Origin of the sequence: Colwellia sp. M166 (assembly GCF_024585285.1) — a bacterium.
In the GTDB taxonomy this organism is placed as follows: Bacteria; Pseudomonadota; Gammaproteobacteria; order Enterobacterales; family Alteromonadaceae; genus Cognaticolwellia.
Map to the genome: position 1 here is coordinate 2289802 of NZ_CP040755.1, position 25980 is coordinate 2315781.

Genomic DNA, 25980 nt, shown 5'->3' on the forward strand with positions numbered 1-25980 from the left:
CAAATAAACTTAACTTTTTGATTGTAAAGTTATTTATACAGCTACTAAGCTATCTTGACAGCGTTGACGATACATTGCTCGTGCCTCTAAAAACTCTTCTTTTGCAGAGTCACTGATATATGGTTGGATAATCACTAAAATTTTCAGTACGCCTTGATAGAATACGGCGTCGTTAATTTCATTTTCATTATTTTGCGTTTGATAGAAGCTTAGCCAAAAGGTATTCACTAAGCGTAAAATACTCACAATATCAGGTAAGTCTTCATCTAAAAACTCCATCATATTAGCGTCACGTAGCGATAGTAATAACTCACTCACGCGTTGTGCAATAAAGTCCTGTACTTCAACATACTTATCGTGCAGCAAAGGATTTTTCGCCAACAGTACCGGTAAATTACTGTAGAAAAAACGAAACTTCATTAAGGTCTGAAACACCGCATCCATATATAAAATAATCGCATCGAGTGGTTTCACGTCAGGACTAACTTCCGGCATAGTATCGATCAATAAGTTACGCGCATACTCCTCGTATATTGACAGGATAATGTCTTCTTTATTGCGAAAGTGGTAATAGAGGTTACCTGGGCTGATACCAAGATCGGCAGCAATGTGGTTAGTGGTAACATTACGTTCTCCCTGTTCATTAAATAATGCAATGCTGGCTTGAATTATTTTATCCCTAGTTTTCATTGATACTACTTCTTGTATTAGTCGACATAGATTTTCCCATCATACTATCAAAATTAACTAACATTAAAGTATTTCGAGTAAATACTTTAAGTAACATTAATATTGACAGCTGTCAGATTTGACGGCATCTTAGCTAACAGTGAATAAAAATCAATCAAAAGGACGATAAAAATGCTTAACAATTGGCACACCATGATACAAAACAAACAAGTCGAGCAAGTGTCAACGTTGCTTGCAGACAACGTAACCTTGTTTTCACCGGTTATTCATACGCCAATACAAGGCAAGCAGATGGTCAGCATGTATTTAACCGCAGCTTTTCATACTTTTTTAAATGGCAGTTTCAACTACGATCGGGAGTTTACCGCTGATAATGCTGCCGTATTAGAGTTTTCCTTGAACATCGACGGTATCGATATCAATGGCATTGATATGATCACGTGGAATGAAGACGGAAAAATTACCGAATTTAAAGTCATGATCCGACCATACAAAGCACTAAACATGATCAATGACCAAATGACCGCCATGCTGGCAACACTGCAACAGCAAGCAATGAAGTAAGATAGCTTTGAAATTAGACTGCTTGGCATTTACAATAAGATTTTTACACTATTGAAAGCGCTAAAATTATGTCAGTAAAAGCAATTTATCCAGGTACCTTTGATCCTGTCACTAATGGTCATGCCGATTTAATCGAGCGTGCTAGTCGCTTATTTAGTGAGGTCGTTGTAGGTATCGCTGCTAGTCCAAGTAAAAAGCCACATTTTGACTTAGCACAACGAGTTACTTTATTAGAAGAAGTCACGCAACATTTACCGAATGTTACGATAGTTGGCTTTAGTGGCTTACTGATAGATTTTGCTCGCGAGCACAAAGCACAAGTACTTATTCGTGGTTTACGTGCGGTTTCTGATTTTGACTATGAGTTTCAATTAGCGAACATGAATCGTCGTTTAGCGCCGGATTTAGAGTCAGTATTTTTAACCCCTGCGGAAAAGAATTCGTTTATTTCTTCCACCTTAGTAAAAGAAGTTGCCTTACATAACGGCGATGTGGGGCAATTTGTTCACCCTATTGTTAAGCAAGCACTTGAAAATAGTATGCAAAAAAAATCGAAAGGTGATTGATTTCAGAACAATTTTTCATTGTCAGGATCGTTGATAAAAGCAAGCTTTATCATTTCAGGCTGATAAAAAAACGAGTGCACAAAGTACACTCGTTTATATAAAATCTGTGCTAATTGCTTAAACAGCTACAACTTTATTTGCACATGGACCTTTCTGGCCTTGACCGACTTCAAATTCAACCGCTTGGCCATCAGCCAATGTTGCGTATTCGCCACCTGATTGAATTTCAGAATGATGAACAAACAAATCTTTGCTGCCGTCTTCTGGAGAAATGAACCCGAAACCTTTATCGGCATTAAACCATTTAACTATACCTTTACTCATATTATTCTCTTATCTTCGGTGAAAAATATAATTCTAATGTGCTATCACCATTACAATATTAGAATTTGAATTTTGTCGCGTTAGCTTAAAATAAATATCACTTTAAATATTAATGATGCTTACCATGTTTGTTTTTCATACTCGCCACTTTGCGTGCTATAGCAAGTAACTGTGGTGAAATATCATCGGCACCATCTTTGATTAACTTACTAACATCACCTGATGAAAAAAATGAACCACGCTCTGATTTAACCCCTAATGCTCGCACAAAATCTTTTGTTTTACCTGTACTGCAGGTATCAATGTACTTAAAAATAACTTGTTCATTAAAGCTTTGTGGTTGCTCTTTTAAAGTAGTAATCTCTTCAGTCAATGATCGTATTTCAGATTCTAAGCTGGCAATTAGTTCGGCAATATTTGCGTAGGGTTTCATGCGATTGTTTGGCTCATAATAGGGTTAGTTGACGATATCACGAACACTTACCGTAATATTCACCTCAATCTAACCATCAGACTTAAAAAACTCAGTATACAGTGAATACCATAGAGTAAATAGCTTTAGCTTTCTAAACCTAGCGTTAATCGACAATTATTCTCGCCTTATTAAGCCGAAGATCTTAATATTGTCGGGAAATGGGAGCATTCCTCTTAGACTCAATTATTTCGTAACAGCGAGTTTACTCAAGCCTTAACGTTAATCTACGCGTGATAATTGCTAGCATACTTACTTTTGGAGTTATGTCTGAACATATTTGATATTTTATTGGTTATTAGCACGGCATTCATCGCGCTATCGCTCATTTACAGTACGATAAGGCTAGGTATATCGCCGATGCCAAGCTCAAAAAAAGCTTATCAAGTTATGCTGAGATTAATTGATGAAACCGGTACTGGCGCTATCATCGACTTAGGTAGTGGCTGGGGTAACTTTGTCATTCCATTAGCAAAACGTACACCAGAAAGACAAGTTATAGGTTATGAATTATCGTTATTACCTTGGCTGATTTCGATAATACTGAAAAAAGCCTTGGGCTTAAAAAATTTGCGTCTACACAGAAAAAACTTTTATCACGAAAATCTACCTGCAGCATCGGTTATTGTTTGCTATTTATACCCTGAAGCCATGATAAAAATAGCGGATAAACTCAAACAACAACAGCCGAATATCGCCTTTTTGATCAGCAATAATTTTGCTTTACCTTCAGTCAAAGCCGATAAAAAAATTGTTTTAGATGACTTTTATAAATCGCCTATTTATCTCTACAAAATAAGCGACTTAAATTAAGCAGTGCAAACGCTGAATTCTCTATACTGATAAAAATAACGCGACCACTGTCGCGATCTATCATTTACTTTTTAAGCACTTTTTTCTTAACCGTGGTCTTTTTCGAGCGCGATTTTTGCTGAGGTGTGGCTTTCGGCATGAGCTGACATTGTGGGCAAAACACTGAACTGCGATTAGATTGACGGATTTCTTCTAAAACACTTTGACAACCATCACATTTTTCACCTGCTCGGCCGTAAACAAATAATTTTTGCGCGAAATAACCCGGCTTACCATCAGCTTGGGTAAAATCTTTTAACGTTGTGCCGCCTTGTGCAATAGCGGCGGCTAAAACCTGCTTAATAATATCGGTCAGCTGATTATACTTCTCTTCACTAATGCTATTCACTAACGTTGCAGGGTGAATACTGGCAATAAATAAGGCTTCATTAGCATAAATATTACCGACCCCCACCACAACATGGTTATCCATTAAAAAAGTCTTAATGGGCACTTTCCGATTGCCAGCTTTAGCAAACAAATGTCCGTAAGCAAAATCATCGGTCAGCGGCTCTGGGCCTAATTTGGTTAGTAAGCCCTGCAAATCTTGATGTTGGGGAAACCAAAGTACCGCGCCGAAACGGCGAGGATCATTAAGTCGCAACATTTTGCCGTTTTCGAACAGCATTTCAAAATGATCATGTTTAATGTCGGGAGTATCTTGCTCTAAAATACGCACCGAGCCTGACATGCCTAAATGCAGTAATAAGGTGCCGTTAGAAAACCTCAATAATAGATATTTTGAACGACGCTCTATTTTTTCTAACGTTTTTCCTACCACACTGTGTACTTCATCAGGGATCGGCCAACGTAATTTGGCATTACGCACCACTACGTCTGCAACTTTCTGCCCAGCAATATGCGGTGTTATGCCTAAACGACAAACTTCTACTTCGGGTAACTCTGGCATCTTAAAATAAGTCCTATTTGGGCTGGTTTTCTGCACTTGCCATACGCGCTACTAACGCATTAGCAAAGCGTTGTGGTGAAGCTGCATCCATATTGAAATATAGTGATGGCTCAATTAATTCAGCTTCCATCAGCGCGAAGCTATCTTGATGGCGAACAAAATCAATACGAGCATACAGTAACTCGCCATGAAGTTTACTAATCGCTTGCATGGTTTTATTTGCTGCCGCTTTCAGTGCCAGCTCAGGTGTTACTGATAGTAAACCGCCACCGTGTTCTTCTTGGACGCGAAAATCACCTTTAGCCGGTGTTTTTAATATTGCATGACTAAATACACCATTAAAGTAGAACAAAGAGAATTCACCTTCTTGGCAAATATCCGCCATAAAGGGTTGCACCATCAATTCACGATGAGCAAAGGCCGTATTTAGTTCAGCCACTTTATTTTGATAATTGTCCTGAGTTAACCAAAAGGTATTGTCGGCATTAGCACTGACTCGTGGTTTTAATACCATTTGCTCAGTAGAAAAATGTGAAAAATAACCGGCAAGGTTGTCAGCATTAAAAGTCTCTGGCCATAATGTCGGTACAATAGTGACGCCATCAGCCTCTAGCTGCGTTAAGTAAATTTTATTAATATTCCACTGCACAACCGCTAAGCTATTTTCTAAACGAGCGCTTGACTGTTCAATGCTCTCAAGCACCTTAACAAAGCTCGCCATATCGTCTTGATAGTCCCACGGACTGCGAATAACCACCACGTCATAATCTGACCAATTCACCGCGCTGTTACGCCACGACACCAGTTCTGTTTGCCATCCTAACGCTAACATAGGCTGATCAATTAACGCATCATACGCTTCAAAGTCAGCTAAGCTGTCCATGGATAAAATTGCACATTTTCTCATAATTTTAAGCTCTCATTGGGGTGTAATAGCTATTACACCGGTTAATTAGCAAAAATTTCTTGTGGAAATAGCTGGCCATATATCTCGATAGGTAACGCCAGCCATTGTTGTGTGTTTTGATTAAAAACCAGTAGTTGCTGTTCAGTAGCATAGACATTTAACTGCAAAGGTTGTGATTGTCCGGCAATATCTAAGGTCACATTCAAGGCAAATTGTCGGTCAATTTCTGGCGCTTGTATCATCAGCTCTCCACTACTTTGCTGCCATGACATCATCATTTGCTCTAATGCTTGGCCAGAAATATTACCAGGACGCGCTCGCCATGTACGAGCAATGCGCTCAACTAGCACGACATTTTCTATCGACAGCGTCAATATCACTTGATTTTGCCCAAGAATAGTCAGCGCTTGATTAGCATTTTTATCAGTTTCTGGTGAATAGACTTTTTTATTCACCACATTAATAAGTAAAATAAAGCCCATTACCACAAAAATAATGACATTATTCCAACCAGATTTTGATAGTTTAATCATAAGACAGCGCCAAGCTTTTAAATAAGTGATTATCATACGAAAAAATTGAGCTTATTTGTACTTAGCTTTACACTAATCGCAATAATAAAAAGCACTCAGCGTAAGGCTATCTATGAAACTGAAACAATTCACTATCAGCGCATTAATGCTCTGCAGCTTATTAACAACAGTTAGTGCAACTGCCGAACCCGCCAGTAAACAATTAAATCAACTCCTTAATGAGCATTGGCAAACAGCCAATAAAGAACAAATATTCTTTCGTAAAGACCCCGACGCTTTTCGCATGAATGGTAAGTTGCCCGAAATGTCACAAAAGGGCCGAGAGCGTAGAGCAAAATACAATAGTGAATTGTTATCACGTATTGCCACTATTGATGTCAATGAACTATCGCCTGCTGAACAAGTAACCTATCGCCTATTTAAATATGAGCGTCAAGCCGAAGCAAAAAGCTACCAATTTCAAGATCATTTATATCCGTTAACTTACTATGCTGGCTTTCATCGTTATTTTGCTGGCGCGCCAGCAAATATGTCTTTTCTAACCGAAGAAGATTATAGCGATTATTTACTCAGTCTTGCTGATTATCCACGTTACAATCAAGAACATATTGTCGATCTCAAGCAAGCAATAGCTTTAGGTCACACCCACTATTGTGAAAGCTTTAAAGGTTATGAAAAATCGATCAGCAAATACCTAGTTGAACATGTTGAAGACAGCGTTTTTTACGCGCCAATGTTAACGATGCCAAAAGCCATTTCAGCGGCGCAACAAACAAAATATCGTCAGCAAGTAAAAGCCTTAATTACTGATAGCGTATTACCCCAATACCAAGCTTTTTATGACTTTTTCACCCAAGAATATATGGCTAACTGTCGTACAACCGCTGGTATCAGTAGCGTTAAAGGTGGCGATGACTATTATCAATACTTAATCGAATATTACACTACAACCCAATTATCAGCAGACGAAATTCACCAAATTGGCTTAGACGAAGTGAGCCGTATTCGCCAAGAAATGCAGCAAATTATCAACGCAGTTGGCTTTAAAGGCGAGTTTAAAGACTTTATTCAATTTTTGCGTACCGACAAGCAGTTTTATACCGATAGTGCAATGGATATGTTAGAAAAAGCCAGCTATATCACCCGTAAAATGGCGGCACAGTTGCCCAAGTGGTTTTCAGTATTGCCACGTTCAACATTTGATATTAAATCAAGCCCGAACGGTGGCGCTTATTACGTTGCCTCTGATGGCAGTGGCACAACACCCGGTACTTACTTTTTAGAAACCGAAAACTTAAGCAGCCAGCCGCTATATAGCTTAGAAGCACTGACTTTTCATGAAGCCGAACCCGGTCACCATCTACAAAGTGCCATCGCTCAAGAACTTGAAATGGCTGAGTTTCGTAAAACCCTCTACCATTCAGCTTATGGTGAAGGTTGGGGCTTGTATTCAGAGCGTTTGGGGAAAGAAATGGGCTTCTACCAAGATCCCTACAGTGATTTTGGTCGCTTAACTTATGAAGCTTGGCGCGCCTGTCGGTTAGTGGTTGATACTGGTATTCACGCCAAAGGTTGGACTCGACAACAGGCGATTAATTATTTAGCCGAGAATACTGCACTTAGTATGGCTGACGTTATTGCTCAAATTGATCGCTATATCACTTGGCCAGCACAAGCATTGTCATACAAAATTGGCGAAATAAAAATTCGTCAACTGCGTGCTAAAGCTGAACAAGCCTTAGGTAGTAAGTTCGATATTAGAACGTTTCATGATCAAATGCTGAAAAATGGTAGCCTGCCAATGGCTTTACTTGAAGAGTTAACAATGGATTGGATAAAACAGCAAAAAACATAATTTCCAAAGCATCGATAGCCATCAAACCGGAGAAAATGCCTACCGTGCTTTCTCCTTGTTTAATGGCGAAAATCCCCTTGAAATATCATTTCGAGCTTTAAGAGATAAGTCGCATTACTACTCTCTTGTGTTCAGGGGATGAAACAATACTCGTTTATTATTTGCCGTTAGCAGTTCCGCTTTTACCACTTGTTCATCATGCGTTAGAGTGATCAAGCCAATACCACTTTGGTTGATTAAGGCATTTCGTTGTTCCAGATCTGGCTTACGCACTTGTATTTTCATACGACGGCGTTTAGTAAACCAATTCAATGGTGAACGACTACCATATAAATAACGATTCAAGCGCTCTAACCATTTCAGTAAGCCACTAGGAAATTGGTTTTTGATACCACTGGCAGTGATCTGAAAAATTCGCGAGCTATTGCGTCTAAACCTATGGGTAACTTCGTAAAAAAAGGAATAATGTACGTCACCAGATAAAATAATAAAATCTGGTGGCGTTTTATGATGGCGAAAAATATTTAGCATGACATTAGCGGTACCAGAATGTGCCATCCAGTTCTCAGCATCAACCACTAAAGGCAAGCCGATAAAGGTGAAAATTCGTTGAATGGCTTCAATCATTTTGACACCATAAATAGGCGCTGGTGAAACTAATATTACCTCTGGCTCATTAATCAACTCTTGCTGTAACTCAGACAATGCTTCCCAATCCATTAAACCTGAGGGCTTGTTAGCATTACTTTCAGAGCGCCAACGTTGAGTTCGCGTATCTAGGACAATAACTTTAGGGCTAGTGGCTAAGCTATAGTGCCACTGATCCCAAGCCAACAGGGCATCAATCAATTGCTCTTGTTGCAAATAGCCATTATCAGTGAAGTAATTGTTAGCTTCTTGATTCAATTCAATAAATTTATCGGGGGCATTACCCCAACCTTGACATAACCAATAACCTATTAAGGCATTGCCAATAATCTGCTTAGAAAACGGGTGCTGGTAAGCGGCTTCTTCCCAACCTCGGGTTAAATTCCAGTCATCGGTAATGTCATGGTCATCAAAAATCATATAACTTGGGATATGCGCTAATGCTCGCCCAACAGCTGATAAGCCCGCCGAAAATTGTTCAATAGTTTTACTTTCAATCCGATATTTTTCGGCAAAGGGCTCTGCCACGCGATGTGAGGTTAAGTCCACCAAGCGCCACATCATTGGTGACCACGTTAATAAATACATTGCAAAGACTTCTGCTAAGGTGACTAAATGATTTTTAGCATTAACCGAAGTAAATATCGGCTTTTTACTGGCAGAGAATATTTTTTCATAAACCGCTTTATTGGCATCATTTTTCGGCAGTAGTTGATCTCGTTGATAGTAACAAAAAGGGCTAGCAAACAGCTCATCACTTGAGCTAACAACCGTACCTTGCCAAGTTTCATCATATAGGCCTAATAGCTCAATAACCTGATGAATAGCCACCAACATAGGCCCAGCAACATCGTCAGCATAAATTTGGTCACCTGACATCATTAACATCGCAGGCCGTAATTGCCCTTCATTAATTGAATTTGCAATCACGTTATCCACTTGAACCAAACCATCTGCGCTATCGAAATGCGGCTTTCGACAAGAGCCATGTAGTATCTGCTGAAGGTCAAATTTAATCATAAAATTAGGATATTTCTGCCCAGCATACAGCAATTCAGGCATTAGCTCAGTCAACAATTGCTGCTGCTCACCAGTCCCAAAAATAAAATTATAAGAGAGTAAAGTATTAAGTGGTAAAGCGTCTTGAAAGTTTATTGATATTAAGTTTATAAAAGCTTGTTCACCAATACGTACTTGCTGGTTTTGTCGACAATCTAACGCCATATCAGCTAATAACGTCCGTTCATCTTCAGCATATAATTGAAACTGCAGCTGATAAGCTTGCCTAGTCACTAACCAAAAGGTCAATTGATGTTGGCTAACGTGCCTAACAATAGGTCCGGCTATAATGCTTGGAATAGATTGACAAGTACTGATAATAACTCCGAAATAAACGTATATTGGCTTTAATAACCCCTTAAAAACTGGGTAAAAGCGCTTTATTCTTTGCTCTCAGTGTATATCAGATAAAAATGTCATGGCAACTTTCACCAAAAAGAGAAAAGTAAGCAAATATAAATTTACCTGTGGTATTACCGTATAAAGGTAAGGAAGGACTACGTTATTTTCTTTAGGCAATAAAAAACCCAGTATAAAACTGGGCTTTTAAATAAGAGGCTATCAATTACTTGATTTTAGCTTCTTTATACATAACATGCTGACGGATACGAGGATCGAATTTTTTGATCTCCATCTTTTCAGGCATAGTTTTTTTGTTTTTGTCAGTAGTGTAAAAATGGCCAGTGCCAGCACTAGAAACTAAACGAATTTTATCGCGCATTGTGCAATTCCTTAAACTTTTTCGCCACGGGCACGGATATCAGTTAAAACTGCATCAATACCTTTTTTATCGATAATACGCATTCCTTTCGGAGTTAAACGTAATTTAACGAAACTATTTTCACTCTCAACCCAAAAACGGTGAGTTTGAAGGTTAGGTAAAAAACGACGACGAGTCGCGTTTCTTGCGTGCGAACGGTTGTTACCAACCATTGGCTTTTTGCCTGTTACTTGGCAGACTTTAGACATATTGAGTACTCCAAAATTAATTTCAGGTCGTGCTGTATTTCCCCAAGACCGTCGCCTCGGGATCCTGAAAAAGGTGGCATATTATAGTGAAAGTGAAAAACGAATACCAGCATTAATCAAAAATTAAGACAGGAGTTTTTAATTTAGATTAATTTCAATAAGTTAAATTTAAAAAACTAACTAAATCACGCTATTTTATGCTGTATTATTATCCGAGTAGAACAATAATCCAGCATAAACAGGCTATTTTCGCAGCCGGACATTTCATTGACTTTTATTTTTTACCCTACTGACAAGCTTTATCAAGTAAAATACTCGTAATATCTAAGATAATTAACACACAATCTTTATATTACAAATAACGCTTTAGTCATTTACTCAACGAATTGATCTCTAAAACCTCAAATAAAAATTAGCACCTAAACAGCCAAAAGCTTTTATTACTATTTAGGGCTTAGAAAAAGAGTTAGATTCATCTAGTGTCATCAATATCCTAATATTAAAGACTAATACGACCATGTTCGGCATACGAATAACAGTAACAGCCCGCAACAATGATATGATCAAGTACTTTGACATCAATTAACGCCAGCGCTTGCTCTAAGCGCGTAGTGATTTGATTATCGGCAATACTTGGTTCAGCAATGCCTGAGGGATGATTGTGCGCGAGAATAACTGCACCGGCTTGATATTTTATCGCGAACTCCACCACAATACGTGGATAAACAGCCGCCGCATTAATTGTACCGTGAAATAAACGTTCAAACTTAATCACTTGGTGTTGAGTGTTTAAAAACAAAACCGCGAAAACTTCTCTAGTTTCATGACGTAATTCCGCAGTTAAAAAATTTTGGGTCATGGCAGAAGATGTTAACGCTTGCCCCATATCCATTTGTTCAGCCAAATAACGTTTCGACATTTCCAAGCAGGCTTGCAACTGCACATATTTTGCCACACCTAAGCCATGATGCTGACAAAAGCTAGCTAAATCAGCTTGATATATTTTAGATATGCTACCAAAACTTTTTAACAGTTTTCTAGATAGATCTACAACATGGCAGCCCTTAACCCCCGTACGTAGAAATATTGCCAACAATTCAGCATCACTTAAACTTTGCGCACCATGCTGTAATAACTTCTCACGCGGTTTTTCATCGGCAGGCCAGTCTTTTAACATAAGTGCATCCTTGCAAAGTGATTTCAAAAAAACTGCGAATAATGCTATCTTATCGCCCATTGTCGTTATTAAGATTAGCAGTTTATGCAGATTCTTCAGGGTAAAAAAATTCTATTGGGTATTAGTGGTGGTATCGCTGCTTATAAAACGCCAGAGCTAGTGCGCCGATTAAAAGATCAGGGTGCCGATGTTCGCGTGGTAATGACTGAAGGTGCCAAAGCCTTTATTACACCATTAACCTTGCAAGCGGTTTCTGCCAATGCGGTATCCGATAGTTTGTTAGATACACAAGCTGAATTAGCTATGGGTCATATTGAACTGGCCAAGTGGGCTGATTTTATTTTAATTGCTCCCGCCACTGCCGATCTTATCGCTAAAATTGCTGCCGGCATGGCTAACGACTTATTAACCACACTTTGCTTGGCGACAGCTGCGCCAGTTGCTATTGCTCCAGCAATGAATCAACAAATGTGGCATAACCGTGCAACGCAAAAAAACATCAACACATTAACCTCATGGCATTATACTATTTTTGGCCCTGGCGCTGGCGAACAAGCTTGTGGTGATATCGGTTTAGGACGCATGTTAGAAGTGCACGAGCTAGTTACATTAACTTGCCAAGCAATTGAAAGCATAAACAATATTCCATCTAAGCCAAAGCCTTTAACGGGCCAAAAATGGTTAATTACCGCAGGTCCAACGCGTGAAGCTATCGATCCAGTACGCTATATCTCTAATTACAGCTCTGGAAAGATGGGCTTTGCTATCGCCAGTGCCGCGCAAAATCTTGGCGCCGAAGTAACCATAATTTCAGGTCCAGTTAATTTAGCCACACCAGAGAATTGTCATAAAATAGCGGTCACCAGTGCGATAGAAATGCATCACCAAGCTTTAGAGCATGCCTCTGCAGCAGATGTTTTTGTTGCTTGTGCTGCTGTGGCTGATTATCGTATCGACAATATTGCTAATGAAAAAATTAAAAAGTCGCACGATAGCATGCAACTGAACCTTATCAAAAACCCAGATATTGTGGCTGATGTTGCCGCGATGGCAAACAAACCTTTTACGGTCGGCTTTGCCGCTGAAACGCAAGATGTTGAACTTTATGCTCGCGATAAATTAGCCCGCAAAAAGCTCGATATGATTGCTGCGAATAATGTCGCAGCTAAAGGTCAAGGTTTTAATAGTGACGACAATGCCTTAACCGTGTTTACCGCTAACGATGAAAAAGCGCTACCCTTGATGAACAAAAATGAACTGGCCAAAAAATTAGTTCAGCATATTCAGCAAACGTTGCAAAATACACTGAAAAAATAAGTACGTAGCCGTTAAGTTCTTTATTGAATATCAACTAAATAACGCTATACAATCATGCTAATTATTCAGTAGCAACCCTGTTAGGTTTGCACTGAAAATATAACAAAAACAAGAGAATCAGTTTTATGTCGGCGACTCAAAAACCTAATCGTAAACAACAAATTTTAGAATGCCTTGCTCATATGCTACAAACGAGTGCTGGACAGCGGATCACAACGGCAAAACTTGCTGTTGCAGTCGGCGTTTCCGAAGCGGCACTTTACCGTCACTTCCCATCAAAAGCACGCATGTTTGAAGGCTTAATAGAATTTATTGAAGAGTCGATTTTTTCTCGTGTCAATCTGATATTAACTGATCATAAAGAAGCCCTTATTCGGTGCCACCATATTTTACATGTTTTACTCATATTTGCTGAACGTAACCCTGGCATGTGCCGTATTTTAGCTGGTGATGCCTTAATGGGCGAAAACGAACGTTTACGAGCACGGGTTAATCAATTTTTTGAGAAGCTAGAATCACAATTTAAACAAGTGTTACGCGAGCGCAAGCTCAGAGAAGGTAAAGGTTTTACTATCTCAGAGCCAGCTTTAGCCAATATTTTAATGGCTTTCGCGGAAGGTAAAATTAATCAGTATGTTCGTTCTGATTTTACCAAAAAACCCAGTAATGATTTTAATGAACAATGGCAATTTTTAATGGCTGATAAGTAACACCATTATCGACTATATACCAATTTCTATTGGCAAATGAAACCTTTAAGGAAACATCGTGAGTAAGTTAGCACAACTACAACCTAATAAACTGTGGCAAATTTTCGAGCAAATTTGTAGCATTCCCCACCCATCAAAGCACGAACAAAAAATATCACTTTGGATCCAAACTTGGGCTAGTGAATTAGGTTTGAGCGTTAAAGAAGATGCCGTTGGTAATTTAATTATTAAAAAACCAGCGACTGCTGGAATGGAAAGTAGAAAGGGCGTTATTTTGCAAGCACATATGGATATGGTGCCGCAAAAAAATTCTGCTACTAAGCATGATTTTCTCGTGGACCCGATTAAAGCTTATATTATCACTGAAGCTGATGGTGATTGGGTTACTGCTGAAGGGACTACCTTAGGCGCTGATAATGGCATTGGTTTATCATCAGCATTGGCTATTTTGGCAAGCGATGACGTGCCTCATGGCCCATTAGAAGTATTGGTGACTATTGATGAAGAAGCCGGCATGACTGGTGCTTTTGGCCTTGAGGCCGGTTGGTTGGAAGGTGACTTACTGATCAACACCGACTCAGAGCAAGAAGGTGAAATTTACATGGGCTGTGCTGGTGGTCTTGATGGTGAAGCAATGTTCGCTATTGCCAATGAGGATGTACCGGCTGATGTTGAGTCTTTTAACTTATCTATTTCCGGTTTAAAAGGTGGCCATTCTGGCGTTGATATTCATACCGGTCGAGCCAATGCCAATAAGCTATTAGTGAGGTTTTTACTGGCTGCAAGTAACGAGTTTGAGCTACGTTTAACCGAATTAAATGGTGGAAGTTTACGTAATGCTATTCCGCGTGAAGCTGATGCTAGTTTTGTTATTAGTAAAGCTCAAGTTAGTGCCTTTAAAGCTAAGCTGGCAGAATACTTAACCACCATACGCCAGTCTTTAGGCTCAATCGAAACGGGTATTGAAATGTTATTAATTTCGCCAGAAACTTTTGATGAATGCTGGACACTCGACACTCAGAATAGCATTTTACGTGCCCTAAACGCCTGCCCTAACGGCGTGTTACGTATGAGCGATGATATTGAAGGTATTGTTGAAACCTCATTAAACTTAGGTGTTATACGCAGTAAAGGTAACAAGTTTGTTGCCATGACGTTAATTCGTAGCTTACATGATGATGGGCGCTTAGATGCACAAACTATGGTGAAATCGACATTTGAGTTAGCTGGAGCTGCAATTAAATTTTCAGGCGCTTATCCTGGCTGGAAACCAGATACAGGCTCAGCATTAATGCAAACAGTGCGTGATACTTATCAGGAACTTTTTAATAAAGTGCCTGAAATTATGGTTATTCATGCAGGTCTTGAATGTGGTTTATTCAAAACAGCCTATCCTCACTGGGACATGGTATCATTTGGTCCAACCATAAAATTTCCACATTCACCTGATGAAAAAGTGCAAATAGCCACGGTTGAACAATATTGGCAGCTATTAATCGCTGTATTAGCCAATATCCCAGAAAAGGCATAGTTACGCTTGTCGCGCGTTATTTTTATAACGCGCTACTTCTTCTTTTGGCTGCAATAAACTATGATTAAGACTGCAAGTAGTGCATATCTAGCCTAAAGTTTAATTAATAAATTAAACTCAACCACCTAAGCTTAACTTGGGTTTTTTACAGGAAACAGTAACATGATTCAGCCAGAAAAAATTATAATAGCTGACGATCACCCATTATTTAGGCAAGCGTTATTGGCCACATTAAAATTAAAACTAACGCAAACGCAGTGGTTAGAAGCACAAACCATTGCCGAACTAGAACAACAGCTGAGTGAAAATAATGACAGTGATTTAGTTTTATTAGATTTACATATTCCCGGCGCACATGGTTTTAACACCTTGATTCATGTTCGTAACCACTTTCCACAAATTCCCGTGGTTATCGTCTCTGCTCACGAAGATCATGAAATCATACATAAAGCTATGGGTTACGGCGCTTCAGGATTTATTCCAAAATCTACCCCTGTTGAAGATATTTATAATGCTATTCAACACGTATTATTAGGTAATATTTGGACCCCTTCAGCTTATAACGAGTTAGCACCAACACAAGATAATAACGATATTGCCGAGCGTGTTGCAAGCCTTACTCAGCAACAATATCGAATTTTAATGATGTTTGCCCAAGGCATGCTCAATAAACAAATTGCCTATGACTTAAATGTTTCCGAAGCTACCATTAAAGCACATGCGACAGCAATATTTCGTAAACTTGATGTACGCAATCGTACACAAGCGGTGATTGCTATTGCACAACTTGATATTGCTGATGTGCAACTACAAAACAATTAGCTAATGGCTTATTAAAGCATTATTGCAAATATTTTTCTTGTAGCTTTTTCGTTAACATAGCACTCATCATTGCTCTAAGCGCGGCAGGCTTAACCAATTTGCGCATAAAGCCGATATCTGCTGCTAAAGTTTTTTCTTCTAAATCGCTATCTGTGGTGGCGGTAATTAAAATAGCAGGAACATAATTTCTACTCAGTTTTCTCAACTGAGCAATAAGCGCGATACCATTGAAGTCATAATCAAGTTGATAATCAACCAGCAATATTTCGATATCGCTTTTATGGTCATCATACAGTGCTATGGCTTGGTCATATGAATCCGCCGCTAAAACATTACAGCCCCATGCAGACAGTAACTCAACCATACCGCTGAGCACATCAGGGTCATTATCAATACACATTACCGTGACATCACTTAAACCGACATTGACTGCGGGTTTAGTCACCAGTACTTCTTGTTGTGCTTGAGCTCGCTCAACGCCAACAGAAAATTTACAGCCCATGCCCACTTCCGATCTTAGCGCCAAAGGGTGTGCCAATAAATTAGCTAAGCTTTGGGTGATATTTAACCCTAGACCTAAGCCTCCTGCGGATGCACTCTGCTGATTATCTAACTGAGTAAATTGTTCGAAGACCATGGTTTGTTTATCAAGTGGAATACCCGGGCCGTTATCTAGTACTTGAATATCAACAAGCGCGCCTTTTACTCTTGCCCCCAATAACACTTTACCAGGGCTGGCATAGCGAAAGGCATTACCGATTAAATTTTGTAATATCCGACGCAATAAGCTCCGATCAGAGCGCAACCACAAAGAGTTACTATGCACACAAAATTCAACTTTAAGCTCTACCGCACTCGCAGAAAACTCTTTTGCCAGATCATTAAATAACGATTTAACTGAAAAAGTAGTAATATTCGGCTTGATATTACCACTTTCAATACGGGCTATTTCAGCTAAATCCGCAACCAAATCATTGGCCACTTTTAAGGAATGATCAATATTATCAACTTGTCGTTGTTGTGTAGCAGTCAAGTTACCTTGGCTAGCTAAAGCCGAGGTAAACAAACGTGCCGCTTCTAAAGGTTGCATAAGATCATGGCTACAGGCTTTCAAATATAAACTTTTCTTCACGTGAGCTTGTTCAGCCTTTTCGCGCGCTAATGCCAAAGCATCATTGGTTTGTTCTAGTTTTCTGGTGCGCTCTAGTACGCGAGTTTCCAAATCGACATTGGCTTCGATCAAACCTCTTTCGGCTTGACGATAAGCAGTAATATCAGAAAATAGCATAACAAAACCACCGCCAGGTAAGGGGTTGCCTTCGATACGTATTACTCGGCCATCACTATGCTCTCGCTCAGAGCTATGCGGGCTGCCATTACGTAAATGTGTCAATCGCTTATTGACTTGTTGATCAACCTTACCAACACCACACAAGCCACGTTTAACGTTATAACGAATTAAATCACTCACTGGGCTACCTTGATAAATAAGCTCAGCAGGGTAGTCAAATAAATCAACATATTTTTTATTCCAAGCAACCAGGTTTAACTCACTGTCAACAATCGAAATACCTTCACTGGCATTTTCTATCGCACTTTGTAATAAATCCTGACTATATTGCTGACGCTGACTTGATGCCTCTTCAACTAACACGGCAATTTCATCTAATGCAATATCACGCCCTTCTAGGGCCGAAGATAACACCAAGCGAGCAGATGACGCGCCCATAACACTTGCTAAGGTATTTTCTGTGTGTTGTAGTAATTTTTGGTTATAAGCGACATTACTCATTTGAGCTTTAACCGTTAAGCGCTGAAACTGCGCAAAACTAATGGCCGACTTTTTTTCACCAACGAAGCGCGATACCAATAGCTCAAGCTCTTGGACATTAATTTGTTTATTGCGCTGTAACTGTAGCGCTTTAGGTGCTTGATACTCCATAAATAAAGAAGCTTGCATGCGCTCTTGTACGCTCTGACGACTAACGTGAGAGAGTAACCACATCGAGATAACATTAACCGATAAAGACAGCAAACTTGCCATTGAACTTGCAGAAAGCAAACTACCTTCAAAAGGATTAGGGTAGACACCAAATTGTGGGATAAAATTGAGAAACAACCAAGCACCAAAACCAATTAAAATACCGCCATAAACCGCGGTTAATGTTGCTCTACGCCAATAAAAAGCGGCAACTAAGGCCGGAGTTAATTGGGCGAAAGCACCAAAAGCTATTTCGCCTAACGAGCTTAAGGTATCAGGCGATGCCATTAAAAATACGCCATAACCTAATAAAATAACAAATAGCACCAACACCTTGCGAATGGTTAATAGTCGTAAACGAAAATTATCGTAATCACTGTGACTGTGGCTATGCTTATTGGCACGATATAGCCAAGGAAAGACAATCTCATTACTGAGCATGGTACTTAAGGCGATAGAAGAAATAATCACCATAGAACTGGCCGCCGATATAGCGCCCAAGAATGTTAATAAGGTCAGCCAAGGTTGTTGCTGATACCAAGGTAAAAATAAAACATAAGCATCTGATGGCACAGTGTCGCCGAGCAATAAATGCCCTGCTAAGCCCAAAGGCACGGCAAATATGGCAAAGACTAATAAATAAAGTGGAAAAATACGCCGGCTAAGCCAAGTATCTCTTTCATCTTTAAGCTCTACCACCATCACTTGAAATTGCCGAGGTAAAGATAAAAAAGCCGCCATGGCGATCACTAACATGGCAAACATTGACATAATATTAGGAAAGTTAAGCTGTTGGTTGAGCTCGATATTAGCTGATGAACGTCGCCAAATTTCCATCGGTGAGTCAAATAAAACATAAGTAACAAAAATACCAACCGCAAGAAAGGCAAATAATTTCACTAAAGACTCAAAGGCAATTGCGAGCATAACCCCAGGATGACGTTCCGTGACATCAATATTACGCACCCCAAAAACAATGGTAAAACCAGCTAAAATTAAACTAACAACCAAACCAAAATGCCAATTGGCTAAGCTTTGTTCTGCTTGGAGTTGCTGAAAAGAATAAACAATGGCTTTTAATTGCAAGCCGATATAAGGCATAGTGCCAACTAATGCGACTATGGTGACTAAAATAGCGAGCTTATGTGATTTACCAAATCGGGCTGCAAGTAAATCGGCAATAGAAGTGAGGTTTAGCTTTAAACTGACACGAATAATGCGCTGAATAAAAGGCCAAGCAAAAGTAAAAAGTATGATTGGCCCTAGATATATCGGCAGGTGAGAAATAAAATTGCTTGATGCTTGCCCAGTAGTACCTAAAAAACTCCAAGAAGTACAATAGACACCTAAAGTTAATGCATAAATAATCGCTTGGCTTTTTCGCACTAATTTATGACGATATTTATCTCCCATATAGGCAATAAAAAACAATAGGCCTATATAAGCAAAACTTAAGCCTGCTAATTGCCAATTTGGGAACATAAAACTTCTCTAAAACTGATATTAATAATTAGATTATATGGATTTATCGCCACAAGTCATGCATTGTCTTCAAGGTATTGAATGCCTATAGATATTAAGCTGCATTCAGTTTAAAAGATTACAGCACTACTTAACGGTTTGAGTATAAAACTCAGCAATATATTGCCCACCTTTAATATTGGCAATAACACGTAATTTATATTTTTCGCCTTGCACACTAATCTGCTCACGTAACGGTGTCGAACTTTGCCAATAATACGGATTATCAATCATACCCAACGGATATGCACTCGCCTGATTGCTTTTATCAACTAAAAACAACGTAGCACTATCAAGTGGAAAAGTTGAATTTACCGTAGTTGTCCCAGCCTTGTCATATATATTAACCTCAAATTTACCTGATTTAAGAATACATTTTTGATTGATCACATCACAATGACCAAAGGGTACCAGTTTAAACACCCGGGTTTGCTCTGCTTGCTTTTCAAGATAAAAATCTGACGCTATGTAGCCACCCAAGATAAGAAACGGTGCCACCATTAAAGCTACTTTTGTATGACGGTTCATAATCATCCTTATTTTCTTTAGTATCCAAATGTAAAAATTATTCTTCAATACTGCATATTGCAGTGGTTATCACGACAATGCCTATTTGTTTTTCAAAGCGAGTTAATGAAAAAATTAAAGGCTCCACAAGTGGAGCCTTTATTCCTGTGGTATTCAATACCGTTACCGTACTCTAGTGATCATGTGCTGCCGATACACCACCATGCGGTGTACGGAAGTTTTCAACCAGCTGTTGAATATGAGCAGGTGCTGGACCGGTAAATCTCAATACCGTAAATGCTACGACAAAGTTAACGACTGCGCCTACTGAGCCAAAAGCATTAGGTGAAATACCAAAGAACCAGTTAGGACCCATATCACCAAGAAATGACGTACCAGGGATAAACATAATACCTTTATGTTGGAACACATAAAGCATAGTAACACCGATACCTGAACACATACCCCATATTGCTGCAGTGCCACTCATTTTCTTAGCGAATATACCCATCATTAATGCTGGGAATATTGACGATGCTGCTAAACCAAAGGCTAGTGCCACCGTTCCTGCGGCAAAACCAGGCGGATTTAAACCAAGCCAACCAGCCACTAGCACTGATATTGTCATGACAATACGCCCCGCTAGTAACTCATTTTTCTCAGTCAAATCAGGTGTTAGTATCCCTTTCATTAAATCATGAGAAATAGAGGATGAAATCGCCAATAGTAAACCAGCGGCCGTAGACAACGCAGCAGCTAAGCCACCAGCTGCGACTAAAGCAATAACCCAGTTTGGTAGATTTGCAATTGCAGGGTTAGCCAATACCATAATGTCACGGTCAACTTTCACCATTTCATTGGTTGCTTTATCAGCATTATATTGTATTTTGCCGTCACCGTTTTTATCTTCAAATTGTAATAAACCTGTATGTTCCCAGTCTTTAAACCATTGAGGGCGCTCAGCATAATCCATATTTTGACCCGCTACTGGCTCAATAGTATTCATTAAGTTTAAACGCGCCATGGCACCAACTGCTGGAGCAACAGTGTACAATAATGCGATAAACACTAATGCATAACCTGCTGATTGACGTGCGGCTTTCACTGAAGGAACCGTGAAGAAACGCATGATAACGTGAGGTAAACCAGCGGTACCAATCATCAATGACAAGGTATAAGCGAACATATTTACTGTGCCGCCCATGTTATCCGTGGTGTACTCTTTAAAACCAAGATCGGTTACTACCATGTCTAACTTATCAAGTAAGTAAACACCGCTACCATCCGCTAAAGTAGAACCTAAACCTAATTGTGGAATTGGATTACCCGTTAACTGTAACGAGATAAATACCGCAGGAATAGTGTATGCAAAAATTAAGACACAATACTGGGCGATTTGCGTATAAGTAATACCTTTCATACCACCGAGTACCGCATAAACCCAAACCACGAACATGCCGATGTAAAGGCCTAAATCGTAATCAACTTCGAGGAAGCGAGAGAAAGCAACACCCACACCTTTCATTTGACCGATAATATAAGTTAATGACGCTATGATTAAACAAACCACGGCAACTATACGCGCAGTTTTTGAATAGTAACGGTCAAAAATAAATTCAGGAACGGTAAATTTACCGTGCTTACGCATGTAAGGCGCCAGCAACATGGCAAGTAAAACATAGCCACCGGTCCAACCCATCAAGAATACAGAGCCGCCGTAACCTAAGAATGAGATCATACCGGCCATTGAGATAAATGACGCTGCACTCATCCAATCGGCGCCAATCGCCATACCATTTTGCATTGGCGTAACACCACCACCAGCAACATAGAAGTCGCTAGTTGAACCCGCTCGAGCCCACCAAGCAATACCAAAATAAACGGCGAAAGAACCGAATACAGCAATGTATGTATAGAGTTTTAACTCATCCATTATGATTCCCCCACATTATATTTTTTATCAAGGTCGTTCATTTTTTTGGTATACCAAAAAACTAAACCGACAAAGGTGTAAATTGAACCTTGTTGTGCAAACCAGAAACCTAGTTTGTATCCACCTAGACGTATTTCATTTAATGGCTCGACAAGAAGCAAACCAAAACCAAATGAAACTACGAACCAGATAGCAAGACATATAAATATTAGGCGCAGATTCTCTGACCAATATGTTGCATTACCTTCCATCATTCTCTCCTAGCAATTATTCCTATTAAGTCTATTTAGCTTAATAGGCACAGCGTTTTATGATTTTTATACGCTTTAACCTGTTGTTTAAAGAGAGGTTGACTATTCATTCAATCCTCTACAAGGATAAATCAACACTTAACCTACTCTAAGGTACACACTAGCAACCTTTTTTCAGCGCTCCTATTAAACTTTAGTCTAGGACACCGTTGAAACAGTTGACTTAAGCGTCGTAATTCCCCTAAATACAGTGACACTATTTACTCGAGATATCGCTATGGACTCAGCATTAACCGAAATCAGCGAATTTATACAAGCGATTCCGCCAATGGATTTATTACCGAGTAATATTCTTGAGCAGGTCGTTAAAGAAATCAGTATTTGCTACGTGCGCCGAGGAGAATCACTTCCTCCCAAAGATGTTAGCGATGAAAATCTCTACATCTTACGCAAAGGCGCATTAAGTTCTGTGACCGCGGATGATGAATTATTGGCCAGGTATGGTGAAGGAGAAATATGTACCGTATTCTGCTTCAACAATAATGACAATATCAAAGTTACCACTGACGAAGACACTTTGTTATATAGCATTAACTACAATAGTTTCTATCAGTTAGCTGGTGAATTTTCAGATGTAATGGCATTTTTTCAACAAACGTCAGAGCAACGGCTCAATAAAAAAATGCTGCAAGTTAATGAAGATGCAATCTTAAATGCATCATTACTCAATAGCTCAATTGCAAATTTTTATCACAGCCCTGTCGTTACTATCGCCTCAGATGCCAGTATTCAACAAGCCGCTATTTTGATGACCGAAAAAGGCTTATCCTGCTTAGTTATCACAGATAATGAGCAACCTTTAGGTATAGTGACCGATAAAGACATTCGGCGTCGTTGCGTCGCACAAGGCTTAGCTATTGATCAGCCCGTCAGTGCCATCATGACTGACAACATGGCCACCATCGACCTTAAAAATACCGCCTATGACGCTTTGATGATGATGACTCAAAAACATATTCATCATTTGCCCGTTACGGTAAATAATCAACTTAAGGGCATGGTAACAGTCACTGACTTAATGAATAACGAAGGGCAAAATGCCGTCAATATCATCAGTGTCATTCATAAAGCAAAATCAGTCAGTGAATTAACTGATATCAGCCATATGATACCGAAATTACAAATTCGCATGGCAAAGTTGGGCACGACTGCTGATCATGTTGGTAAAAGCATCAGTGCCATTACCATGGCCTTCACCATTCGCTTAATTGAAATGGCCGAAAAGTTATTAGGCCCGCCCCCCGTACCTTACGCCTGGTTAGCCGCAGGCTCGCAAGCTCGGCAAGAACAATTTGCCCATTCAGATCAAGACAATGCCTTGATTATCTCAAACGATATGCAACCGCAACACAACTACTGGTTTAAAGATCTCGCGACCTTTGTCTCTGATGGTTTAGCAGCTTGTGGTTTTATTTACTGTCCGGGTGATGTCATGGCTACCAATCCAAAATGGTGTCAAACACAAGACGTATGGACGCAATATTTTGCCAAGTGGATTAACACTCCAGAGCCAAAAGCATTAATGCATTGCAGTATATTTTTCGATTTAGCCACCGTTTACGGCGATAGCAGTTTACTCGAGCAAGTACAAACAAAGATGTTAAAAACCACGCAACGCAGCACACTTTTTATCGCACATTTATCACGTAATGCTTTAAACTTAAGGCCACCGTTAGGCTTTTTCCGTGACTTTGTCTTAATTCAAGATGGCGAAAATAAAGCCACGTTAGATTTAAAACACAATGGTATTGCGCCTATCGTTGATCTTGCGCGTATTTATGCCTTATCTGAGGGCATTTCTTCGGTCAATACGATAGAACGCCTACAACAAGCAGCAGGAACACCTTCATTAACCAAAGCTTCTGCGGCCAACTTAATTGATGCCTATGAGTTTTTAAGCATGCTACGTATGATGCACCAAGCCAATAAATTACAACAAGGACAACAACCTAATAACTACTTGTCACCAAAGGAAATTTCAAAACTCGAACGTGAACATTTAAAAGATGCCTTTAAAGTGATCAAAACTATGCAAGACAGCCGTCAATCAACCTATTAGCGATAAGCCCTTATTATGTTTAATCATCATCCCCTGACTCGCTGGTTACTCGGCTATGAAGCACAAAGAAAACGCATGTTAAAAAAAGCCCCTAAAGGACCCTTGCGTGATTTTCTTAGCACTCCTTTTCCTGCGCTTTATACGCCTTTTGATCAAATCCCTATTTTAGCGGTAGACTTTGAAACCACAGGTTTAGACGCTGTACAAGACAAGCTACTCAGCGTGGGTTGCGTAGACTTAAGCCACAAACAAATAAAGCTAGGCAGTAGTTACCATCAAATTATTAACACTAAAGGTCGGTTAAAAGCTGATAATGTGACGATTCATCAAATTACTGATGATCAAAAAGACCAAGGCCAACCCTTAGCCGAAGTCGTAGAACAGTTGCTTAAACGCCTTGCCGGTAAAGTCATGCTAGTGCATTTTGCGCGTATTGAGCGCCAATTTTTACGCCAAGCTTGCTTAGAGCTTTATGGTATGGCACCACCATTACCGATTATTGATACGTTGGTAGTGGCTAAAAAAAAGTTGGATAAAAGAGACGTTGCTTACGACCCTTCACAACTAAGGCTTTCAGCTTTGCGGGCAACATATCAGTTACCCAACCACTATGCTCATAATGCCCTCAATGATGCCATCGCAACGGCAGAATTGCTGTTAGCACAAATCAACGATCGAACTGACAATATATCCTTGCAGCAACTAATTTTATAAAAAGTTCGTCTGACTTCCTAACAATAGATAAATATTAGCCAAGTTATTTTTCCTAAATAGACAAAATAACTTGGTCTATCGCCAAACTATGAGACAATTCACTTAAGCAATCACCTACCTAAGGTTTATGATGAAACTTTTAGCCCGTAATCTTTCTCGCTCAACCACAGAACAAGAGCTGCGCATTTTATTTTCTGCTCATGGCTCTGTTACTGAATGTAATTTGGTATTAGACCAAGAAACAGGTAAATCAAAAGGTTTTGCCTTTATCGAAATGCCAGATGAAAAAGAAGCAAAATTAGCCTTAACTAAGCTACATGAAACAAAAGTAGCTAATAATAAAATTCGCGTAAAAATGGCGCAGTAATCTTATTCAAGCACTGATAAAAAAGCCAGCACAATGAAATTACTGGCTTTTTTTTGATTCCATGCAGGCAACGCAGATACACATAAAAGTTGTAGCATTGACACCCTTAGCTTATCCCGATTTCAGCTTCAGTACTTACCTAAAATAACAAATACATTTCAGCACATTTTTCATTACCAACACTATGGCTCATCAAATAATTTATAGTAATCAGCTAGATAATCTACCAAAGCACGAACAGAGGGCAGTAACCCCCTTCTAGAAGGATATACCAAGTGAATAATATCTTTGTTGGGCTGTCAATCAGGCAAGATATGCATGAGTAAACCTGCCACTAGCTCTTCTGGCACTAATAACGATGGTAATTGCCAGTGATCATGATGTTGGGTGCCCCTAAACCTAAACTTGGCCAGACAGTTAGTTCACTTAGATGATTTACGACGCCATATTTTTCTACCAAAGCAGGGCTAGCCATTACAATCAGGCTGCGCTCAGATAAAACTTTTAAAATAAGCTCACTGTCTTCCATAGGCGCTGGTCGCACTCTAATGGCGACATCAACTCCTTCCGCCACTAAATCAATACGACGATTGCTCGCTGCTAATACCATTGTTATACCAATGGTATTAAACAGCTGATCACTTAGTTAACAATATTGGGCTACTATTTATAAGCAGAAAT

General features: G+C 39.5%; 26 protein-coding genes. 11 read left to right on the forward strand and 15 right to left on the reverse strand.

Translation table 11 applies throughout. The features are described 5' to 3' along the window. Positions 1-33: 33 nt before the first annotated feature. Positions 34-690 carry a TetR/AcrR family transcriptional regulator gene (locus FGD67_RS10420; RefSeq protein WP_257174936.1) on the reverse strand — a complete coding sequence of 219 codons (657 nt, stop codon included), beginning with the start codon at positions 688-690 and terminating at the stop codon, positions 34-36. A gap of 171 nt (positions 691-861) precedes the next feature. Here FGD67_RS10420 and FGD67_RS10425 point away from each other — a divergent pair, with 171 nt between their 5' ends. Beyond that, positions 862-1254, forward strand: coding sequence for a nuclear transport factor 2 family protein (locus tag FGD67_RS10425; protein ID WP_257174937.1), 393 nt, complete (start codon positions 862-864; stop codon positions 1252-1254). A 68-nt stretch (positions 1255-1322) separates the two neighbouring features. After that, positions 1323-1820, forward strand: a complete 498-nt coding sequence (gene coaD, locus FGD67_RS10430; RefSeq protein WP_257174938.1) for a pantetheine-phosphate adenylyltransferase — start codon at positions 1323-1325, stop codon at positions 1818-1820. 117 nt (positions 1821-1937) lie between these two features. Here the strand turns inward: coaD and FGD67_RS10435 are convergent, their stop codons facing one another. After that, a complete protein-coding gene (locus FGD67_RS10435) occupies positions 1938-2144 on the reverse strand; it encodes a cold-shock protein (protein WP_126670405.1) in 207 nt (68 codons plus the stop codon). A gap of 109 nt (positions 2145-2253) precedes the next feature. Beyond that, the gene (locus FGD67_RS10440; protein ID WP_257174939.1) at positions 2254-2577 is read right to left on the reverse strand and encodes a hypothetical protein; all 324 of its coding nucleotides are present in this window, start codon (positions 2575-2577) and stop codon (positions 2254-2256) included. Between the two features lie 399 nt (positions 2578-2976). Between FGD67_RS10440 and FGD67_RS10445 the strand changes: the two genes are divergently transcribed. Then, complete coding sequence (locus FGD67_RS10445) at positions 2977-3429, forward strand: class I SAM-dependent methyltransferase (protein ID WP_257174940.1); 453 nt, start codon at positions 2977-2979, stop codon at positions 3427-3429. Positions 3430-3493: 64 nt separating this feature from the next. On the opposite strand, the gene mutM is transcribed toward FGD67_RS10445, so the two are convergent. From mutM to FGD67_RS10460, 3 genes are read right to left on the reverse strand one after another with little or no spacing between them, the layout of a single operon-like run. Further along, positions 3494-4378: a bifunctional DNA-formamidopyrimidine glycosylase/DNA-(apurinic or apyrimidinic site) lyase gene (gene mutM / locus FGD67_RS10450; RefSeq protein WP_257174941.1), complete on the reverse strand. Its 885-nt coding sequence runs from the start codon at positions 4376-4378 to the stop codon at positions 3494-3496. Between the two features lie 13 nt (positions 4379-4391). Then, positions 4392-5285, reverse strand: coding sequence for a RimK family alpha-L-glutamate ligase (locus FGD67_RS10455; RefSeq protein WP_257174942.1), 894 nt, complete (start codon positions 5283-5285; stop codon positions 4392-4394). Between the two features lie 41 nt (positions 5286-5326). Next, positions 5327-5818, reverse strand: a complete 492-nt coding sequence (locus tag FGD67_RS10460; RefSeq protein WP_257174943.1) for a hypothetical protein — start codon at positions 5816-5818, stop codon at positions 5327-5329. A 112-nt stretch (positions 5819-5930) separates the two neighbouring features. On the opposite strand from FGD67_RS10460, the gene FGD67_RS10465 reads away from it, so the two are divergent. After that, positions 5931-7673 carry a DUF885 family protein gene (locus tag FGD67_RS10465; protein WP_257174944.1) on the forward strand — a complete coding sequence of 581 codons (1743 nt, stop codon included), beginning with the start codon at positions 5931-5933 and terminating at the stop codon, positions 7671-7673. A gap of 117 nt (positions 7674-7790) precedes the next feature. Here the strand turns inward: FGD67_RS10465 and FGD67_RS10470 are convergent, their stop codons facing one another. The 4 genes from FGD67_RS10470 to radC all read right to left on the reverse strand — a co-directional run bounded on the left by FGD67_RS10470 (position 7791) and on the right by radC (position 11526). Further along, positions 7791-9629, reverse strand: coding sequence for an alkaline phosphatase family protein (locus FGD67_RS10470; protein ID WP_257174945.1), 1839 nt, complete (start codon positions 9627-9629; stop codon positions 7791-7793). Positions 9630-9945: 316 nt separating this feature from the next. Further along, the gene (gene rpmG, locus FGD67_RS10475) at positions 9946-10101 is read right to left on the reverse strand and encodes a 50S ribosomal protein L33 (RefSeq protein WP_070375415.1); all 156 of its coding nucleotides are present in this window, start codon (positions 10099-10101) and stop codon (positions 9946-9948) included. Between the two features lie 11 nt (positions 10102-10112). Then, positions 10113-10349 carry a 50S ribosomal protein L28 gene (gene rpmB, locus FGD67_RS10480; RefSeq protein WP_077284236.1) on the reverse strand — a complete coding sequence of 79 codons (237 nt, stop codon included), beginning with the start codon at positions 10347-10349 and terminating at the stop codon, positions 10113-10115. 499 nt (positions 10350-10848) lie between these two features. Next, positions 10849-11526: a DNA repair protein RadC gene (radC, locus tag FGD67_RS10485; RefSeq protein WP_257174946.1), complete on the reverse strand. Its 678-nt coding sequence runs from the start codon at positions 11524-11526 to the stop codon at positions 10849-10851. A gap of 84 nt (positions 11527-11610) precedes the next feature. Here radC and coaBC point away from each other — a divergent pair, with 84 nt between their 5' ends. The 4 genes from coaBC to FGD67_RS10505 all read left to right on the forward strand — a co-directional run bounded on the left by coaBC (position 11611) and on the right by FGD67_RS10505 (position 15906). Then, positions 11611-12843, forward strand: coding sequence for a bifunctional phosphopantothenoylcysteine decarboxylase/phosphopantothenate--cysteine ligase CoaBC (coaBC, locus tag FGD67_RS10490; protein ID WP_257174947.1), 1233 nt, complete (start codon positions 11611-11613; stop codon positions 12841-12843). Between the two features lie 125 nt (positions 12844-12968). After that, positions 12969-13553: a nucleoid occlusion factor SlmA gene (gene slmA / locus FGD67_RS10495; RefSeq protein ID WP_257174948.1), complete on the forward strand. Its 585-nt coding sequence runs from the start codon at positions 12969-12971 to the stop codon at positions 13551-13553. A gap of 58 nt (positions 13554-13611) precedes the next feature. Then, entirely contained in the window at positions 13612-15084 is a 1473-nt protein-coding gene (locus tag FGD67_RS10500; RefSeq protein WP_257174949.1) for an aminoacyl-histidine dipeptidase, read from the forward strand. Between the two features lie 162 nt (positions 15085-15246). Continuing rightward, complete coding sequence (locus tag FGD67_RS10505) at positions 15247-15906, forward strand: response regulator transcription factor (RefSeq protein WP_257174950.1); 660 nt, start codon at positions 15247-15249, stop codon at positions 15904-15906. A gap of 19 nt (positions 15907-15925) precedes the next feature. On the opposite strand, the gene FGD67_RS10510 is transcribed toward FGD67_RS10505, so the two are convergent. The 4 genes from FGD67_RS10510 to FGD67_RS10525 all read right to left on the reverse strand — a co-directional run bounded on the left by FGD67_RS10510 (position 15926) and on the right by FGD67_RS10525 (position 22099). Further along, the gene (locus tag FGD67_RS10510; RefSeq protein WP_257174951.1) at positions 15926-19369 is read right to left on the reverse strand and encodes a PAS domain-containing hybrid sensor histidine kinase/response regulator; all 3444 of its coding nucleotides are present in this window, start codon (positions 19367-19369) and stop codon (positions 15926-15928) included. 126 nt (positions 19370-19495) lie between these two features. Continuing rightward, entirely contained in the window at positions 19496-19936 is a 441-nt protein-coding gene (locus FGD67_RS10515; protein WP_257174952.1) for a hypothetical protein, read from the reverse strand. Between the two features lie 172 nt (positions 19937-20108). Next, positions 20109-21848: a sodium:solute symporter family protein gene (locus tag FGD67_RS10520; protein WP_257174953.1), complete on the reverse strand. Its 1740-nt coding sequence runs from the start codon at positions 21846-21848 to the stop codon at positions 20109-20111. After that, entirely contained in the window at positions 21848-22099 is a 252-nt protein-coding gene (locus tag FGD67_RS10525) for a DUF4212 domain-containing protein (RefSeq protein WP_257175101.1), read from the reverse strand. Before FGD67_RS10525 ends, FGD67_RS10520 begins: the two co-directional genes overlap by 1 nt. A 277-nt stretch (positions 22100-22376) precedes the next feature. Here FGD67_RS10525 and FGD67_RS10530 point away from each other — a divergent pair, with 277 nt between their 5' ends. The 3 genes from FGD67_RS10530 (at position 22377) to FGD67_RS10540 (ending at position 25299) form a co-directional block, all read left to right on the forward strand. After that, positions 22377-24218, forward strand: a complete 1842-nt coding sequence (locus tag FGD67_RS10530; protein WP_257174954.1) for a putative nucleotidyltransferase substrate binding domain-containing protein — start codon at positions 22377-22379, stop codon at positions 24216-24218. A gap of 15 nt (positions 24219-24233) precedes the next feature. Then, positions 24234-24932 (forward strand): exonuclease domain-containing protein, encoded by a 699-nt coding sequence (locus tag FGD67_RS10535; protein ID WP_257174955.1) that lies wholly within the window; start codon positions 24234-24236, stop codon positions 24930-24932. A gap of 130 nt (positions 24933-25062) precedes the next feature. Then, positions 25063-25299, forward strand: a complete 237-nt coding sequence (locus FGD67_RS10540; protein ID WP_257174956.1) for an RNA-binding protein — start codon at positions 25063-25065, stop codon at positions 25297-25299. Between the two features lie 349 nt (positions 25300-25648). Here FGD67_RS10540 and FGD67_RS10545 read toward each other — a convergent pair whose 3' ends face one another. After that, a complete protein-coding gene (locus FGD67_RS10545) occupies positions 25649-25909 on the reverse strand; it encodes a hypothetical protein (protein ID WP_257174957.1) in 261 nt (86 codons plus the stop codon). Positions 25910-25980: the final 71 nt, after the last annotated feature.

What these genes read in the sequence shown, in the direction of transcription:
- FGD67_RS10440 (WP_257174939.1), bottom strand. Translation starts at nt 2,577, where the DNA reads ATGAAACCCTACGCAAATATTGCCGAACTAATTGCCAGCTTAGAATCT.
- FGD67_RS10530 (WP_257174954.1), top strand. Translation starts at nt 22,377, where the DNA reads ATGGACTCAGCATTAACCGAAATCAGCGAATTTATACAAGCGATTCCG.
- slmA (WP_257174948.1), top strand. Translation starts at nt 12,969, where the DNA reads ATGTCGGCGACTCAAAAACCTAATCGTAAACAACAAATTTTAGAATGC.
- FGD67_RS10515 (WP_257174952.1), bottom strand. Translation starts at nt 19,936, where the DNA reads ATGAACCGTCATACAAAAGTAGCTTTAATGGTGGCACCGTTTCTTATC.
- FGD67_RS10425 (WP_257174937.1), top strand. Translation starts at nt 862, where the DNA reads ATGCTTAACAATTGGCACACCATGATACAAAACAAACAAGTCGAGCAA.
- FGD67_RS10455 (WP_257174942.1), bottom strand. Translation starts at nt 5,285, where the DNA reads ATGAGAAAATGTGCAATTTTATCCATGGACAGCTTAGCTGACTTTGAA.
- FGD67_RS10545 (WP_257174957.1), bottom strand. Translation starts at nt 25,909, where the DNA reads ATGGTATTAGCAGCGAGCAATCGTCGTATTGATTTAGTGGCGGAAGGA.
- FGD67_RS10540 (WP_257174956.1), top strand. Translation starts at nt 25,063, where the DNA reads ATGAAACTTTTAGCCCGTAATCTTTCTCGCTCAACCACAGAACAAGAG.
- coaD (WP_257174938.1), top strand. Translation starts at nt 1,323, where the DNA reads ATGTCAGTAAAAGCAATTTATCCAGGTACCTTTGATCCTGTCACTAAT.
- FGD67_RS10460 (WP_257174943.1), bottom strand. Translation starts at nt 5,818, where the DNA reads ATGATTAAACTATCAAAATCTGGTTGGAATAATGTCATTATTTTTGTG.
- rpmG (WP_070375415.1), bottom strand. Translation starts at nt 10,101, where the DNA reads ATGCGCGATAAAATTCGTTTAGTTTCTAGTGCTGGCACTGGCCATTTT.
- FGD67_RS10435 (WP_126670405.1), bottom strand. Translation starts at nt 2,144, where the DNA reads ATGAGTAAAGGTATAGTTAAATGGTTTAATGCCGATAAAGGTTTCGGG.
- FGD67_RS10510 (WP_257174951.1), bottom strand. Translation starts at nt 19,369, where the DNA reads ATGTTCCCAAATTGGCAATTAGCAGGCTTAAGTTTTGCTTATATAGGC.
- FGD67_RS10420 (WP_257174936.1), bottom strand. Translation starts at nt 690, where the DNA reads ATGAAAACTAGGGATAAAATAATTCAAGCCAGCATTGCATTATTTAAT.
- coaBC (WP_257174947.1), top strand. Translation starts at nt 11,611, where the DNA reads ATGCAGATTCTTCAGGGTAAAAAAATTCTATTGGGTATTAGTGGTGGT.
- FGD67_RS10525 (WP_257175101.1), bottom strand. Translation starts at nt 22,099, where the DNA reads ATGGAAGGTAATGCAACATATTGGTCAGAGAATCTGCGCCTAATATTT.
- FGD67_RS10445 (WP_257174940.1), top strand. Translation starts at nt 2,977, where the DNA reads ATGCCAAGCTCAAAAAAAGCTTATCAAGTTATGCTGAGATTAATTGAT.
- FGD67_RS10520 (WP_257174953.1), bottom strand. Translation starts at nt 21,848, where the DNA reads ATGGATGAGTTAAAACTCTATACATACATTGCTGTATTCGGTTCTTTC.
- rpmB (WP_077284236.1), bottom strand. Translation starts at nt 10,349, where the DNA reads ATGTCTAAAGTCTGCCAAGTAACAGGCAAAAAGCCAATGGTTGGTAAC.
- FGD67_RS10505 (WP_257174950.1), top strand. Translation starts at nt 15,247, where the DNA reads ATGATTCAGCCAGAAAAAATTATAATAGCTGACGATCACCCATTATTT.
- FGD67_RS10465 (WP_257174944.1), top strand. Translation starts at nt 5,931, where the DNA reads ATGAAACTGAAACAATTCACTATCAGCGCATTAATGCTCTGCAGCTTA.
- mutM (WP_257174941.1), bottom strand. Translation starts at nt 4,378, where the DNA reads ATGCCAGAGTTACCCGAAGTAGAAGTTTGTCGTTTAGGCATAACACCG.
- radC (WP_257174946.1), bottom strand. Translation starts at nt 11,526, where the DNA reads ATGTTAAAAGACTGGCCTGCCGATGAAAAACCGCGTGAGAAGTTATTA.
- FGD67_RS10535 (WP_257174955.1), top strand. Translation starts at nt 24,234, where the DNA reads ATGTTTAATCATCATCCCCTGACTCGCTGGTTACTCGGCTATGAAGCA.